Source organism: Mycobacterium sp. 155, assembly GCF_000373905.1.
GTDB lineage: Bacteria > Actinomycetota > Actinomycetes > Mycobacteriales > Mycobacteriaceae > Mycobacterium.
The window spans coordinates 4,055,670-4,071,624 of record NZ_KB892705.1 but is presented as its reverse complement, the minus strand read 5'-3'; the positions used below and the strand labels follow the sequence as shown (position 1 = coordinate 4,071,624).

General features: G+C 66.4%; 13 protein-coding genes, 1 tRNA gene and 1 other RNA gene. 10 read left to right on the top strand and 5 right to left on the bottom strand.

Features of this window, described 5'->3' with window-relative positions:
- Positions 1–73: 73 nt before the first annotated feature.
- The 3 genes from B133_RS0119330 (at position 74) to B133_RS0119320 (ending at position 3,561) form a co-directional block, all read left to right on the top strand.
- Positions 74–1,453: a rhodanese-like domain-containing protein gene (locus tag B133_RS0119330; protein ID WP_018603397.1), complete on the top strand. Its 1,380-nt coding sequence runs from the start codon at positions 74–76 to the stop codon at positions 1,451–1,453.
- Between the two features lie 23 nt (positions 1,454–1,476).
- The gene (locus B133_RS0119325; protein WP_018603394.1) at positions 1,477–2,679 is read left to right on the top strand and encodes an FAD/NAD(P)-binding oxidoreductase; all 1,203 of its coding nucleotides are present in this window, start codon (positions 1,477–1,479) and stop codon (positions 2,677–2,679) included.
- A gap of 108 nt (positions 2,680–2,787) precedes the next feature.
- Entirely contained in the window at positions 2,788–3,561 is a 774-nt protein-coding gene (locus tag B133_RS0119320; RefSeq protein ID WP_018603393.1) for a sulfite exporter TauE/SafE family protein, read from the top strand.
- Positions 3,562–3,567: 6 nt separating this feature from the next.
- Here the strand turns inward: B133_RS0119320 and B133_RS0119315 are convergent, their stop codons facing one another.
- From B133_RS0119315 to ffs, 3 genes are all read right to left on the bottom strand, one after another.
- The gene (locus B133_RS0119315) at positions 3,568–5,460 is read right to left on the bottom strand and encodes a DNA polymerase III subunits gamma/tau (protein ID WP_018603392.1); all 1,893 of its coding nucleotides are present in this window, start codon (positions 5,458–5,460) and stop codon (positions 3,568–3,570) included.
- Positions 5,461–5,489: 29 nt separating this feature from the next.
- Positions 5,490–6,776: an aminotransferase class I/II-fold pyridoxal phosphate-dependent enzyme gene (locus tag B133_RS0119310; protein ID WP_026256642.1), complete on the bottom strand. Its 1,287-nt coding sequence runs from the start codon at positions 6,774–6,776 to the stop codon at positions 5,490–5,492.
- A gap of 47 nt (positions 6,777–6,823) precedes the next feature.
- Positions 6,824–6,918: signal recognition particle sRNA small type (ffs, locus tag B133_RS23910), an RNA gene on the bottom strand.
- A 106-nt stretch (positions 6,919–7,024) separates the two neighbouring features.
- On the opposite strand from ffs, the gene B133_RS0119305 reads away from it, so the two are divergent.
- From B133_RS0119305 to B133_RS0119280, 6 genes are all read left to right on the top strand, one after another.
- Positions 7,025–7,110, top strand: a tRNA-Ser gene (locus B133_RS0119305).
- 73 nt (positions 7,111–7,183) lie between these two features.
- Entirely contained in the window at positions 7,184–7,951 is a 768-nt protein-coding gene (locus tag B133_RS0119300; protein WP_026256641.1) for a hypothetical protein, read from the top strand.
- Positions 7,952–7,997: 46 nt separating this feature from the next.
- The gene (locus tag B133_RS0119295) at positions 7,998–9,017 is read left to right on the top strand and encodes a S1C family serine protease (RefSeq protein ID WP_018603384.1); all 1,020 of its coding nucleotides are present in this window, start codon (positions 7,998–8,000) and stop codon (positions 9,015–9,017) included.
- A gap of 14 nt (positions 9,018–9,031) precedes the next feature.
- On the top strand, positions 9,032–10,561 hold the full coding sequence (locus B133_RS0119290; RefSeq protein WP_018603383.1) for a CdaR family transcriptional regulator: 1,530 nt from the start codon (positions 9,032–9,034) through the stop codon (positions 10,559–10,561).
- Between the two features lie 91 nt (positions 10,562–10,652).
- The gene (locus B133_RS0119285) at positions 10,653–11,903 is read left to right on the top strand and encodes an FAD-binding oxidoreductase (protein ID WP_026256640.1); all 1,251 of its coding nucleotides are present in this window, start codon (positions 10,653–10,655) and stop codon (positions 11,901–11,903) included.
- A gap of 103 nt (positions 11,904–12,006) precedes the next feature.
- The gene (locus B133_RS0119280; protein ID WP_051088070.1) at positions 12,007–12,513 is read left to right on the top strand and encodes a GreA/GreB family elongation factor; all 507 of its coding nucleotides are present in this window, start codon (positions 12,007–12,009) and stop codon (positions 12,511–12,513) included.
- A gap of 42 nt (positions 12,514–12,555) precedes the next feature.
- Here B133_RS0119280 and ligD read toward each other — a convergent pair whose 3' ends face one another.
- On the bottom strand, positions 12,556–13,602 hold the full coding sequence (ligD, locus tag B133_RS0119275) for a non-homologous end-joining DNA ligase (protein WP_018603380.1): 1,047 nt from the start codon (positions 13,600–13,602) through the stop codon (positions 12,556–12,558).
- Positions 13,602–14,681 carry an ATP-dependent DNA ligase gene (locus B133_RS0119270; protein WP_026256639.1) on the bottom strand — a complete coding sequence of 360 codons (1,080 nt, stop codon included), beginning with the start codon at positions 14,679–14,681 and terminating at the stop codon, positions 13,602–13,604. Before B133_RS0119270 ends, ligD begins: the two co-directional genes overlap by 1 nt.
- 75 nt (positions 14,682–14,756) lie before the next feature.
- Here B133_RS0119270 and B133_RS0119265 point away from each other — a divergent pair, with 75 nt between their 5' ends.
- A complete protein-coding gene (locus tag B133_RS0119265) occupies positions 14,757–15,887 on the top strand; it encodes an ATP-dependent DNA ligase (protein ID WP_026256638.1) in 1,131 nt (376 codons plus the stop codon).
- Positions 15,888–15,955 lie beyond the last annotated feature (68 nt).

The window sequence follows — 15,955 nt, the reverse complement described above, 5'->3', positions numbered from 1 at the left end:
CTGGGGTAGGTTGACATACCTACAGGGGTATCTAAGAATGAGCTGAGCCCCAGCCGTAACGAGGAGGAGCAGGATGTTTTTTCAGCAGTACTATCTGGACTGCCTGTCGCATGCGTCATATCTGATTGGTGACGAAAACACCGGCCGCGCAGTGGTTATCGATCCACAACGGGATGTGTCAGAGTACGTGGACGACGCCAGGGACAACGGCCTGACCATCGAACTCGTCATCGAGACACATTTCCACGCGGATTTCCTGTCCGGCCACCTGGAGTTGGCAAAAGCCACGGGTGCCAAGATCGTCTATTCCTCTGTCGCGGAAACCGAGTTCGAGTCGGTCGGCGTCGCCGACGGCGAGCGGTACTCGTTGGGCGATGTGACCCTGGAGTTCCGGCATACGCCCGGGCACACCCCGGAATCCCTGAGCGTGGTGGTCTACGAGCACGCCGACGACGAGGTGCCCTACGGGGTGATGACCGGCGACGCGCTGTTCATCGGTGATGTGGGCCGCCCCGACCTGCTGGCCTCGATCGGCTTCACCCGGGATGAACTGGCGGACAAGCTCTATGACTCACTGCACGACAAGCTGATGACGCTGCCCGACTCCACCCGCGTATATCCCGCGCACGGCGCGGGTTCGGCGTGCGGCAAGAACCTATCGACAGATCTGTGGTCGACCATCGGGGAACAGAAAGCAACGAATTACGCGTTGCGGGCACCCGACAAGGCGACCTTCATGAAGCTCGTCACCGAGGGCCAGCCACCGGCGCCCGGCTACTTCGTCTACGACGCGATCCTCAACCGCAAGGATCGAGAACTGCTGGACGAGACCAAAGCTCCGATCGCGATGACCTACGAGGAGGTCCGCGCGGCGATCGAGCGTGGCGCCATCCTGGTGGACGGAAGGACCCCGGAGGAGTTCGCGCTGGGCCACCTGCGACAGTCGATCAACATCGGGCTCGCGGGCCGTTACGCCGAATTCGCCGGATCGGTGCTCAGATCAGATGTCGACATCGTCCTGTTCACCGAGCCCGGTCAGGAACTGGAGGCCAAGAACCGGCTCGGCAGAATCGGCTTCGACCGCGTCATCGGCTATGTCGCCAACCCGTACCAGACGATGTTCGCCCACCAAGACGATGTTTCGGTGGCATCTCGGTTGACTGCCAAGGTATTCGACGAACGGGTCGCGCAAGTCAAGGATCTGCAGATCGTCGACGTCCGGAACCCGGCCGAAGTCGAGGCCGGCTCTATCCCGGGTGCAACCCCGATCCCGGTGGGGCAGCTGCCTTCTCGGCTCAGCGAGCTCGACCCCACCAAACCGACCGTCGTGTTCTGTGCGGGCGGCTATCGGTCGTCGGTCGCGGCGAGCCTGCTGCGGCACAACGGCTTCACCGATGTCAGTGACATCCTGGGTGGTTTCGGCGCCTGGGACGAAGCGCACCAGAACGCCTGACCACGAATAGCAGAGGAATCACCATGACCATCAAAGCCAAACATCAGATCCTGATCATCGGCGGTGGAACCGCCGGGATCACCGTCGCAGCGCGGATGCTTCGCAAAGGCTATTCCGATGTCGCAATCATCGAGCCGTCCGGCACGCACTACTACCAGCCGTTGTGGACACTCGTCGGCGGCGGCCAGGCGAAGGCCACGACGACCGCACGGTCCGAGTCGTCGGTGATGCCCAAGGGGGCAACCTGGATCCGCAATTTCGCCAGCGCCATTGACCCTGACAGCAACACGGTGACGTGTGCCGACGGCACCACGTACGAATACGATGCGCTGGTGGTTTGTCCAGGCATCCAACTGGATTGGAACCGGACGAACGGGCTCGAGGACACCCTGGGCCGCAGCGGGGTTTCGTCGAACTACCGGTTCGACCTGGCACCGAGGACATGGGAGTTCATCCGGAACCTCCGTTCGGGCACCGCGGTCTTCACCGTTCCTTCAGGCGCCATCAAATGTGCTGGCGCACCACAGAAGATCGCCTACCTGGCCAGTGATTACTGGCGTTCGCAGGGGGTTCTCAAGAACATCGACGTCCACCTGGTGATGCCCGGACCACGCCCGTTCGGTATTCCGGCGATCGCAGACAGCCTCGACAAGGTGATAGCCGATTACGGGATCACCTTGCACAGCAACTCCGAGGTGACGTCCATCGATGCGGCCTCGCGGAAGGTCGAGGTCTCCAGCGTCGCTGCCGGTGGGACCGACGCCATGTTGCCCTACGACATGGTGCACGCCGTACCGCAGCAGTCTGCCCCGGACTGGATCAAATCCAGTCCACTGTCGACCGGCGACGCCGCGGGTTACGTCGACATCGACAAGCACACCATGCAGCACGTGCGTTACCCGAATGTGTTCAGCCTCGGTGACGCCGGTTCATCGCCGAACTCGAAGACCGGCGCCGCGATCCGCAAGCAGGCCCCGGTCGTGGTCGACAACATCGACTCCTTCCTTGCGGGCAAACCACTGCTCGCGTCGTACAACGGATATTCGTCCTGCCCGATCGTCACCTCGTCGCACGCGATGCTGCTCGCCGAATTCGACTACGACCTGCAGTTGGCGCCCTCGTTCCCACTGCTTAATCCGACGACACCGCACCGGGCGTACTGGTACCTGAAGAAGTACGGACTTCCGTTCATGTACTGGAATCTCATGCTCAAGGGCCTGGCATAGATTCACGAACGGCGCAGGAGAATTCATGTGTTGTCCAGCGATGTGTCCTAGACGCGGGCATGAGTCGTCCGTCCTATCACCGCATGATGCGGCGATGAGCGTACTCGCATGAGCATCCTGGTTGCCCTCTTGCTCGGGGCGCTGCTCGGTGTCCTGCTGGGCCTGCTCGGTGGTGGCGGATCTATCCTGGCGGTACCGGCCCTGGTCTATGTGCTGGGACTCGGTATCGAGCAGGCGATTCCGATGTCCCTGCTGGTCGTGGGCATAGCTTCGGCGGTGGGTGCGTTGCCGAAAATCCTTGCCGGCCAAGTCCAGTGGCGATTAGCCGCTGTCTTCGCGGCGGTGGGTATTCCGACCACCTTCCTCGGCAGCGCCATCGGTCGGCATCTGCCGCAGTCGACGCTCATGATCGGCTTCGCCATCGTCATGTTGCTGGCCGGATTCCGGATGCTGAGAAGCAACGGCGGAACGGGCACCGCGTGCCAGGTGGGCGATTCGGGAATCAACTGGCGTCGCTGCGCGCCGAGATCCATCCCCGCGGGATTCCTCGTCGGTCTGCTCACCGGACTCTTCGGCGTCGGCGGTGGTTTCCTGATCATCCCGGCCCTGGTGTTGATGCTCGGTGTCGAGATACCCATCGCTATCGGTACGTCGCTGCTCATCATCGTCGCGAATTCGGTGGCAGGTGTCATCTCCCATATGAGCGGTACCAGCATCGACTGGGCGATCACCGCCGCGTTCGTAGGAACTGCGATCGTCGGGTCGTTGATCGCCGGGCATCTCGGTACCAAGGCCGACACCCGGCGTCTGCAACGCTGGTTTGCCTATCTGGTGTTCGCCGTCGCCGTGTACGTGCTGGTGGACACCCTGCTGGTGCGCTAACGGACCCTAGCCCTCGATCTTGCGCGCACCCAGTTCGTTCTGCAGGAGTTCCAACGCGACTTCCTCGGGGTCGCGGCGAGGCCCGGCCTCGCTCTGCCCGGCCTCGGCGAGCAGCTCTTCTTCCTCGTCTTCCGGGGACGGCGGTTCCGGCGGGGGCGCCAGGTCGGCTTCGGGAATGGAACGAGCCACCCGGGCCGGAACCTTTGGTGGCGCCTTGGTGGCACGTGGTGCAACTCGAGCGGGTGCTTCGCGGTTACCCGCTTCGCATCGGATCTGCCAGTCGACACCCAACGCATCCTTGAGTGCTTCCCGGATGACCTCGGCGTTGTGCGGCTCGATGACCCGCTTCGCCAGCTGAGGTGAAACATGCGAGAGCACAAGTGTATTGCCATCCAGCGCGAGCACTGTCATGTCGTTGATCATCGCGTCGAGAGTCTTGCTGCGCGCACGCACCTTGGCCCGGATCTCCACCCACGCGTTGCGCACGGCCGTGGTGTCCAACACGCCCGGCACGATCGACGGCGCGGGCACCTCTGGTTCCGGTGCGTGTGCCACCTCGACCGGCGCCGGCTCGGGGACCGGTTCGGGCTCGCGATCAGGCTCGGGCGCCTGCGCCGCAGCGGCAGGCGCCGGGTCGGGGACCGGCTCCGGCTCCGGCGGCGGGGCGGCCGCCCCCCGGCTGCGCCGGGTGTAGGTCTTGGCCGGCTCACCCTCCGATACCTGAGCCTCACCGGCCGGGATGGACATGTCCAACCGGTTTTCGATGCGTTCGATGCGCTGCAGCAACGCCGATTCGGTGTCGTGTGCCGACGGCAGCAGCAGCCGCGCACACACCACTTCGAGCAGCAGCCGGGGCGCGGTGGCGCCGCGCATCTCCCCCAGCCCGGCATGGACCACCTCGGCGTAGCGCGTCAACGTCGCCGATCCGAGCTGGGCCGCCTGCTCGCGCATGCGGTCCAGCACGTCGTCGGGCGCGTCGACGACGCCGCGGGCCGGGGCGTCGGGCACGGCCTGCAGCACGATCAGGTCGCGGAAGCGTTCCAGCAGGTCGGTGGCGAACCGGCGCGGGTCGTGACCGGCGTCGATCACCGCTTCAACGGCCCCGAACAAAGCCGCGGCGTCACCGGCGGCCAGCGCCTCGACGGCGTCGTCGATCAACGCCATGTCGGTGGCGCCGAGCAGCGCCAACGCCCGCTGGTAGGTGATCCGGTTGCCCTCGGCCCCGGCCAGCAGCTGGTCGAGCACCGACAGGGTGTCGCGGGGCGAGCCGCCGCCCGCGCGAATGACCAGCGGGTAGACGGCGTCATCCACGGTCACGCCTTCGTCACCACACACGCGCTCGAGCAACGGGCGCATGGTGCGCGGGGCCAGCAGGCGGAACGGGTAGTGGTGGGTACGCGATCGGATGGTCGGCAGCACCTTCTCCGGTTCGGTGGTGGCGAACACGAAGATCAGGTGGTCCGGTGGCTCCTCGACGATCTTGAGCAGCGCATTGAACCCGGCTGTGGTGACCATGTGCGCTTCGTCGACGATGAAGATGCGGTAGCGCGACTGCGCAGGCGCATAGAACGCCCGGTCCCGGAGTTCGCGAGTGTCGTCGACACCGCCGTGGCTGGCCGCGTCGAGTTCGACGACGTCGACGTTGCCAGGCCCGTTGGGGGCCAGCGCCACGCATGAGTCACACACCCCGCATGGCGTCGGCGTGGGGCCCTGCTCGCAGTTCAGCGAGCGGGCCAGGATCCGCGCTGATGAGGTCTTACCGCAGCCGCGCGGCCCGGAGAACAGGTAGGCGTGGTTGATCCGGCCCGCGGTGAGCGCCGTCGAGAGCGGCTCGGTGACATGCTCCTGCCCAACGACTTCGGCGAAGGTTGCCGGGCGGTACTTGCGGTAGAGAGCCACGGGTGCAGGCTACCTATCGGGTCGGACTATCAGGATCCGAGCAGCGACTCGGTGGCCGCCAGCAGCGCACACGTGGCCACGCCATCGATCGCCTCGTGCACTTCGGACAGCGAGGGGAAGGTCGGGGCGATGCGAATGTTCTTGTCCTCCGGGTCATTCCGGTACGGGAACGCCGAACCCGCCTCGGTCAGCGCGATACCGGCGTGCTTGGCCAGGGCGATGGTGCGCTTGGCGGTACCGGGCAACACGTCGAGGCTGACGAAGTAGCCGCCCTTGGGGTCGGTCCACGACGCGATCTTCGATTCAGCCAACCGGTCTTCGAGGACCTCGGCCACGAGCGCGAATTTCGGGGCGATCAGTTCCCGGTGTCGCTGCATCTGCTGCCGCACTCCCTCGGCATCACCGAAGAACCGCAGGTGCCGCAACTGGTTGACCTTGTCGGGGCCGATCGACTTCTTCCCCGCGTGCAGCGTGTACCAGGCGATGTTGCGGGCGGATCCGCCGAGGAAGCTCACGCCGGCCCCGGCGAACGTGATCTTGGAGGTCGAGGCGAATACCAGCGGGCGGTTCGGATTGCCCGCGACCTCGGCCAGGCCCAGCACGTCGACCTGCCGGATGAAATCGGGAGTGAGCGTGTGGACGGCGTAGGCGTTGTCCCACATCAGCCGGAAATCCGGTGCGGCCGTGTGCATTTGGACGAGTCGGCGGACGGTCTCCAGGGAGTAGGTGGCGCCGGTCGGGTTGGAGTACACCGGTACGCACCACATGCCTTTGATGGCCGGGTCGGCGGCGACCAGTTCTTCGACGAGGTCGACGTCGGGGCCGTCGTCGCGCATCGGCACCGGGATCATCTCGATCCCGAACGATTCGGTGATCGCGAAGTGCCGGTCGTAGCCCGGTGACGGGCACAGGAATTTGATTCCGGATCCAGCGGCTTCCGCTAGCCAGGGCCGCTCCGAATCCACGCCCCCCTGCAGCAGCGAGAACACGATGCAGTCGTGCATCATGGCCAGGCTCGAGTTGTCGCCCGCGATCAGGTTCTGCTCCGAGATACCGAGCAGCTCCCCGAAGATCTCCCGCAGTTCGGGCAGTCCATTCAGGCCGCCGTAGTTGCGGGTATCGGTGCCGTCACGGTCGCGGTAGTCATCGCTGCCGGGCAGGCCCAACAGCGCGTTTGCGAGATCCAGCTGCGCCGGCGACGGCTTGCCGCGGGTCAGGTCCAATTTGAGCTGTTTGGCCTGCAGCTCAGCGTAGTTGCGCTGCTGGAGTTCGTGCTGCGCGAGCAGATCGTCGCGGCCGAGGGAATGGAACGACACCGCGCGCCTTTCACAAGCGTGGACCCGGATGCCACCGGGATGATCGATGAAGGGGACCCCGCGCACCCGCCAGAGCCCATTGACCCTTGCTGCCTTCCGGCCCTGGGGGAGTTCACAGGATGGACGCCGCGCGGGGTCCACGGGCGAGTGTAGTACCCCGAGCCCGATGCCTCCGCGGCCCCAGGCGTACAGACGGTCCACCGCCGCACCGGACAAAGCCGGTTGCGCCTTCGGTTAGGATTGCCGACGGAGGATTCGCCTAGTGGCCTATGGCGCTCGCCTGGAACGCGGGTTGGGTTAACAGCCCTCAGGGGTTCAAATCCCCTATCCTCCGCGCTTGGGTCCGGGGTGTGACCTGCTCATACGCAGTCTGGTTGCACCCCGGCCCGCCACATCCGAGGAGGGGTATGGGCCGCACCGCCGCGGTGACCTGGCATGCGTCGTTCTCGGTCATCGCTGCCGGCCTTTACTTCTTCTTCGTCCTCCCGCGCTGGCCCGAACTCATGGGCGAGACCTCGCCCATGCTCGGCCTGGTGCTCCGGATCACCACCGGGGTTCTGATCGCACTGGCCGCGCTGCCGGTGTTCTTTACGCTGCAGCGCACGCGACGCCCCGAGTACGGCACCCCACAGCTGGCGTTGCGGCTGCGGACCTCGGCCGTCGTGTTCCACGTGCTGGCCGGTCTGCTCATCGTCGGCGCCGCGGTCTCCGAGATCTGGCTCTCCCTGGACGCCGCCGGCCAGTGGTTGTTCGGTATCTACGGCGCGGCCGCGTCGATCGCACTGCTCGGCATCCTCGGCTTCTATCTGGCGTTTCTCGCCGAATTGCCACCGCCTCCGCCCAAACCGCTCAAGACCAAGCAGAAGCGGGGCAGCCACAAGACTGAGGCCGATGTGGCCGAGGATTCTGCGGAAACGGAAGCACCGACCGACGTCGACGAATCCGAAGACTCCGAGGTCACGGAATCCACAGCGGAGGAGCCCGAAGTCTCGGTCATCGAAGCGGAGCCGAGCGACGCTTCGACGCCGGAGCCGATCACGGCCTCACAAGAGGACTCCCCGGAGGATGACGTCGCACGTCAGAAGGGCAAACTGCGCAACCGGCGGCCGACGAACAAGAGCGGGTTCTCGCGTCTGCGCCGGCACTCCCGCGACAACGTCGCCGTCGAGGACTGAAACCCCGCGCGTCGACACCGGTGCCCATGCGGGCGAAGATATATCCATGGGCAAACTGCGGTCACGCCGTTCCACGTCGGTAATCCTGGCGGTCCTTACCGCCTTGGCATTGGTGACGCCCCTGGTACCGGCAACAGCCGCGCCGGGCGATCCCCTATCCGCCGTCTCTGTGGTGCAACCGGCCGTGGCCCGGGTCGACACCAGGGTCGACTACCAACAGGCGTACGGCATCGGAACCGGCATCGTGTTGTCCCCCGACGGCGAGGTGCTGACCAACTACCACGTGGTGCAGGGCGCCAACGCCGTCAGCGCCACGGTCAATGGCCGGTCCTACCCCGCCGATCTGATCGGTTACGACCGTGAGCACGATGTTGCTCTGCTGCAGCTGCATGGCGCGGATGGTCTGCCGACGGCAACGATCGGTGATTCCAACGCACTGGCACCAGGCGACCCCGTGGTCGCTCTCGGCAATGCGCAGGGCAGTGACGCCCCGCTGACCCAGGAGGTCGGCACGGTCACCGCATTCGGCCGTACGGTCAACGCCGAGGACGAGTTGACCGGGAGCAGCGACGAGATCACCGGGCTGTTCGAGTTCGCCGCACCTGTGCGGGCCGGTGATTCTGGTGGTCCGGTCATCAACGGTGCCGGCCAGGTCGTCGGTATGACGACCGCGGCGTCGGTGAACTTTCGGATGGGCCCGGGCGGCAAGGGCTTCGCGATCCCCATCAACGAGGCGATGGCCGTCGCCGGGCAGATCCGCTCCCGCACCCCGTCGGGCTCCGTGCACATCGGGGCTCCGACCATGCTCGGCGTCGGGGTAGGCAGCACGCCCAGACGCGGCGGCGGCGTGATCATCCGGGACGTCATGCGCGGGGGCCCGGCCGAGGCCGCGGGCCTGGCGCCGGGCGACCTGCTGACCACGATCGACGGAACGTCCCTGGATTCGGCGCGGACCCTGACCCTGGTCCTGGACCGGCACTATCCGGGTGACGTCATCGATCTCACCTGGCTGGACCCCTCAGGTGCCCAGCACAACGGCAAGGCCACGCTGACCGCCGGGCCGTAACTACGCTCGACGGAGTGATCACACTCGACCGGCTGATCAACGTCCTGGGCGGCTACGGCGTCCATCTGCGGTACTGCTCCACGCCGCGGTCGACCGAGCTGCGCAGTGTCGTGATCCACGAACCCGGCCAGGTGGTCGGTGACGTCCTGATCGCCGTCGGTGCCGTCGGTGCCACCGAGGCGATCGCCTGGGCCACAGCAGCCCAGGCCGTGGTGGTCCTGGTCCGAGACACCGATGAGCCCGTTACCGACGACCCCGAGGACATCGCGGTGATGTCCGTCGATCCGCAGGTGTCCTGGAGTGAGCTGGCGGCCGTGGTGTACGGCCTCGTGCTGGAGGGCCGGGAAACCGAATCGGGCCGTGGCCCGACGGATTTGTTCGCACTCGCGGACAGTCTCGCCGATACGGTCGGCGGCTCGGTGACCATCGAAAGCCGGCGCTCGGCGGTGCTGGCGTACTCGCGCATGCAGCAGCACGCCGACCCGGCGCGGGCCGAGACGATCCTGAGCCGCGAGGCTCCGCAGCGACTGCGGGCGTTGTTCGAAGCGCGCGGGGTCTTCCGCCATCTGGCCGAATCGGACGAGCCGATGTTTGTCGCGGGCGACCCCGAGTACGGGCTGACCGGACGCATGGTGGTGGCCGCGCGAGCGGGCCGGGAACTACTGGGCTCGGTGTGGGTGACCTGCGCCGAGCCGCTGCCGGAGAGACGACGTACCGCGCTGGCCCATGGGGCCCGCCTGGTGGCCATGCATCTGCTGCGCTCGCGTGCCAGTGCGGACCTGGAACGACAGGTGGAGTCCGAATTGGTGCTGCGACTGCTCGAGGGCGCCGCCGACGCGACGACGGTCGCCAGCAGGCTCGCGCTACCGCAGACCCCGCTGCGCGTGATCGCACTGCGGGCGAACACTGCCGACGACCGTCATGCCCCACTGCTGCTCGCATTCGATCGGGCCACCACCGGTTTCGGCTGGTCCCGGCCGGGCCGCAGCGCGCTGGCGGGCAATACCGTCTACACCGTGCTACCCGGCGCCGAGGCCGAGGCCGCCGGCCGTTGGCTGACGGCACTGCGGGCCGCCTTGCCCGCGCAGGTGACGCTGCTGGCCGGAGTGAGCGGGCCGGCGACCGTGGCAGAACTGGCACCGGCCCGGCGCGAGGCCGAGGAGTGCCTGGCCCTGCACGAGGTGCGGCGCACCGGACCGGCCCCGGTGTACGACGAAGCCTGGGACGACATCTTGCTGCAACGGCTGCGGGCAGCCGCGCAGTCGGGACGGGCGCCGCAGCGTGGTCCGGTCGCCGAGCTGCGCGAACACGACCGGACCCACTCCACCCGGTACACCGAGACCCTGCGGGCATGGCTGGAGGCTCAGGGCGATCTGACCGATGCCGGGCAGCGGCTCGACGTGCACGAGAACACCGTGCGGTACCGGCTGCGCAAGATGGCCGAGGTGACCAATCTCGGCCTCGACGACGCTCGTAAGCGACTGGCAATGATGATCGAGTTAGCCGTCATCGACGGCCTGTCAGAAGCCGACAATCCGCCATAGCCCGATTGTCGAAATCGGGCAAACAGTGCCGTGGTCCCCGACCCCACCATGGGTGATGTCAGGGTGAACTTCGACCGCGGAGGTGGACGTCATGATGGGCGTCGAACGGATCGATGGTGGTCCGCGTTCGGCTGTCGTCGTGGGTGCCGGCATCGTCGGCCTGTCCACCGCGTGGTTCCTGCAAGAGCGTGGCGTCGAGGTGACCGTGGTGGACCGCACCGGGGTGGCCGCGGGGGCCTCCTGGGGCAACGCCGGCTGGGTCTCGCCGGCCCTGACGATCCCGCTCAACGATCCGGGCGTGCTGCGTTACGGACTGCGCTCGCTGGTCAACCCGGCCGCGCCGCTGCACATACCTCTGACGGCAGATCCCCGGCTGTGGTCGTTTCTGCTGCGGTTCGTCGCCAACTGCCGGCGTTCGTCGTGGACTCGGGTGGTCCGCGCGAACCTGCCGCTCAACGCGGAGTGCATCGAGGCCTACGACGTTCTGACCAGCAACGGCGTGGAAGCGCCCACCACTGACGGACCCATCACCGCGCTGTTCGAAACACCGCGCCAGGCCGAGCACCTGCTGGCCGAACTGAGCGGGCTCGCTTCAGCCGGTCAGACCGTCTCGATCACCCGGTTGTCCGGGAAAACGCTGCGCGAGCATGTCCCACTGGCGTCACCTGCGATCACCACAGGCATCAGTGTCGAAGGCCAGCGCTACGTGGATCCGGGCCGGCTCGTGCACGCCTTGGCAAAATCCGTCGTCGCCAGGGGCGGAACTATCCGCACCGGCGAGGTCACTGCCGTGCGGCCCACGGGCGCCCGCGTCAGGGTCCAGATGCGCGCCGCGGACCTGACTGCCGACGCCGCGGTGATCGCCACCGGCGCGTGGTTGTCACGGCTGGCCGGCCCAAAGGTCCGTACCCCGGTGCGGGCCGGACGCGGCTACTCATTCACGGTCCCGGTGGACCGCCCGGTTCCCGGACCCATATACCTGCCTGACGTCCGGGTGGCGTGTACGCCGTACCGGGGCGCGCTGCGGGTCGCCGGAACCATGGAATTCCGTTCGCCCGACGATCCGCCGCGGCCCGCACGGATGGAGGCCATCGTCGCCTCGGCCGCGCCGCTACTCGACGGCGTCCGCTGGGACGAACGCACCGACGTGTGGGTTGGCGGCCGTCCGATCACGCCTGACGGCCGGCCGCTGATCGGCGAGGTAGCACATGGAATCTTCGTCGCAGGCGGGCACGGAATGTGGGGGCTGGCACACGGGCCCGTCACCGGCCGGCTGCTGGCCGAATACGTCACCACCGGCAAGCAACCCGAAGCCCTGCGCGAATTCAACCCACTGCGTTAGGAGTTCACAGCATCCTGCCCCACTGCGGGCGACCGGGTCGTCAGGGGCGGTGTCCCGCCCCGCCCCTGACGGCAAACACACTTCATCATCAGGAGGAACCAGAATGACCACCAGCCAACGTATTTGGATGTCACCGCAGGCACACTCCCGCCTGCAGCACGAGCTGGCCAGGCTGCGCGAGCTGATCGCGACCGAGGCGGCCACCGACTCCGACGAGAACAGCGTCGCCGTCCAACGCGCCCGCCAGACCCGCATCCAGCACATCCACGACCTGCTGCTCAACTGCGTGGTCGGCGAGGATCCGCCGGACGACGGTGTGGCAGAACCTGGCATGGTGTTGACCGTGCGCTACGACGACGGCGACACCGAGGAGTTCCTACTCGGCGTCCGCGGCGCGGAATACGGTGACATGGAAGTGTATTCGGTGCAGTCCCCGCTGGGCACCGCGATTCTCGGAGCCCGTCCGGGTGAGCGCCGCAGCTACCCGGTGCCCAGTGGCAACCTGATTCCGGTCACCCTCATCTCCGCGGTCCCCTACGGGTTGCACCAGCCGGTCAGCAGCTATAAAGGAGCCACGGTCCTGCGCAACCATGGCTTCAGGAGGGCATGACCCTAGCCGCGCACGAAGCGCCTGAAGCGGTGAGCGCCTGCGCTATTCGCGGCGGTTGCCCTTGTCGTCCCAGTGTGCGGCGACCTTCTTGCTCGGCTGGACCCGCGGCGGTTCGCCCGGCATCTTGGGATAGTTGGGTGGGTACGGCAGATCGCCCAGGCCGCACTCCTCATCGGCGGCGACCATGTCCAGCAGCGGCGTGAGCGACTGCTTCTCGGAGTCGATATCGGCCCACGGATCATCGCGCCCGGCAACGAAATCCGGCACGGTTGCGATGGTGTAGTCATCAGGGTCGGCGTCACGCAGTTCGACCCAGCTCAGCGGCGTGGACACGGTCGCGATCGGGGTCTTGCGGGCCGAATACGCCGAGGCGAAGGTGCGGTCACGGGCATTCTGGTTGTAGTCGACGAACAGCCGCCGGCCTCGCTCCTCCTTCCACCACGACGTGGTCACCGCATCGGGTGCGCGGCGTTCCACTTCCCGGGCCAGCGCGATCCCGGCGCGGCGAACTTCTATGAAGTCCCAGTCGGTTTTGATCCGCAAGAACACGTGCACACCCCGGCCACCGGACGTTTTGGGATAGCCAACCAGCCCGAGCTCGTCGAGCAACGGCTTGAGTACGTCGCAGGCGATGGTCCGGGCCTCGTGGAAACCGGTGCCGGGCTGCGGGTCCAGGTCGATGCGCAGCTCGTCGGGATGCTCGGTGTCGGGGCAACGCACCTGCCACGGATGCAGTGTCACGGTGCCCATCTGGACAGCCCAGATGATCGCCGCCGGGTGGGTCACCTTGAGCGCGTCGGCAGTGCGACCGGATGGAAAAGTGACGCGGCAGGTCTGCAAATAGTCGGGATGCTTCTGGGGAACCCGCTTCTGGTAGATCTCCTCACCCTCGATACCGTCCGGAAATCGCTGCAGATGGGTGGGGCGGTCCTTCAGCAGCGTCACCATCCGGTCGGCGACACTGAGGTAATAATCCATCAACTTGCCCTTGGTGCCGTCTTTACCCAGCTTCGGGAAGTAGACCTTGTCCGGGTTGGTGAAGCGGACTTTGATGCCTTCGACATCGAGTTCGGTTGCAGGCGTTGCCACTAGCTCGTCTCCAGAACGTCGTAGAGGTCGTAGTTGAGCGGCACGTCGAGCTGGCCGAAGGTGCAGCTGGCCGGTTCCCGGTCGGGCCGCCAGCGCAGGAACTTCACCGCATGCCGAAATCGCTGGCCCTCCATCTGGTCATACGCCACCTCACACACCTTCTCCGGCCGCACCGGGATCCAGCGCTTGTCGGCCGCCGAGTTCCATCGGCTCGGATCACCTTCACGCATCTCGTCGCCCTCCCGCAACGGTTCCAGATCGGCCAGCAGTTTCAATCGGTCTTTGGCGGTGAACGACGCTGCACCGCCGATCATTTGGAGCTCACCGTCATCGCGGTACAAGCCCAGCAGAATCGACCCGACACCTTCCCCACTCTTGTGGATGCGGTAACCGATGGCCACACAGTCGGCGTCACGGTGATGTTTGACCTTCACCATCTCCCGCTTGCCCGGCAGGTACGGCCGGTCGAGCCTCTTGGCGATCACACCGTCGAGCCCGGCGCCCTCGAACGTCTCGAGCCACTGGGTACCCAGCGCAGGATCCTCGGTGGTGCGGGTGACGTGACACGAGGCTTGTCGTGCTCCTCGCGTGCGCGGAAGATTCTCATGGACCGCGTCGATCAGGGCTTCGCGTCGGATCCGGAACGGCTCGTCGAGCAGGGAATTCTCGCCCGTCGCGAGCGCGTCGAAGCCGATGAAGTGCGCGGGTGTCTGCTCGGCGAGCATGCGGATCCGGGATTCAGCCGGGTGGATGCGCTGCGACAGCGACTCCCAATCCAACCGGACACAGCTCCTCGCGTCCGCATCGATCTCCCGCGGCACCACCACTTCTCCGTCCAGCACACAGCGGTCGACGAGTTCGTCGCGCAACGCGTCGAGCAGCTCGGGAAAGTATCGGCCGAGGTCTTTGCCACTGCGTGACTGCAGCATCACGTCGTCGCCGTCACGAAAGACCAGCGCCCGAAAGCCGTCCCACTTGGGCTCGTACGACCACACCCCGGCTTCATCGGGCACGTTGACCTGCGCCTTGGCCAGCATGGGTTTCAGCGGAGGCGCTACGGGTAGGTCCACAGGTTCCATACTCACGTAGACCGGGGAAGCCGGGCAATGTCATCGTGGCGGTCCGGCGGTGGGTGGGACCGCGAGAATGAAGCGATGCAACTGCCCGTCATGCCGCCGGTCTCCCCGATGCTCTCGAAATCGATCGCCGAGATCCCCGCCGGCATGTCGTATGAACCCAAGTGGGACGGCTTCCGGTCGATCTGTTTCCGTGACGGCGACGAGGTCGAGTGGGGTAGCCGCAACGAACGCCCGTTGACGCGGTATTTTCCCGAACTGGTGGCGGCCGCTACGACGGAACTGCCGCTGCGCAGCGTCATCGACGGCGAGATCGTCCTGCCCACCGGCAACGGCCTGGACTTCGAAGCATTGCAGCTGCGGCTGCACCCGGCCGCGTCGCGCGTGCGCATGCTCGCCGAGCAGACACCGGCCGCGTTCATCGCGTTCGACCTGCTCGCTCTGGGCGACGAAGACTACACCGGACGCCCGTTCACCGAGCGGCGGGCGGCCCTGATCGACGCCCTGGGCGCGCACGCGAGGAGCAAAACAATCTCGGGCTCGGGACCATCGATCCACCTGACCCCGGCGACCACCGACCTCTCGACCGCGCAGCGGTGGTTCGCCGAGTTCGAGGGCGCCGGACTCGACGGGGTGGTCGCCAAACCGCTGGACCTCACGTACCAACCGGACAAGCGGGTGATGTTCAAGGTCAAGCATCAGCGCACAGCCGACTGCGTGGTGGCGGGCTACCGCCTGCACAAATCCGGCCCCGACGCGATCGGCTCACTGCTGCTCGGACTCTATGAGGACGACGGCACCCTGGCATCGGTCGGCGTCGTCGGCGCCTTCCCGATGGCTAAACGCCGGGCATTGTTCACCGAATTGCAGCCACTGGTCACGGGGTTCGAGGGCCATCCGTGGAATTGGGCGGCGCAATTCGACGAGGAAACCCAGCGCCGGTACGGCGGTTCACGCTGGAACGCCGGCAAGGATCTGTCGTTCGTACCACTGCGACCCGAACGGGTCGTCGAGGTGCGCTACGACCACATGGAAGGCCGGCCTGGGGCGAGCGAAGCGACGGGGAGAAATCAACGATTCCGCCACACCGCGCAATTCAACCGGTGGCGGCCCGACCGCGATCCACGCTCGTGCACCTATGAGCAATTGGACCGGCCGGTGAACTTCGAGTTGAGCGATATCGTGCCGGGTCTTCGCACACCATCGTGAACTGAGCGCTCCCGTTTACCGGTCGCCGTCATCGGGCATCCACCGCCACGTCTGTGACAGCATTTCAG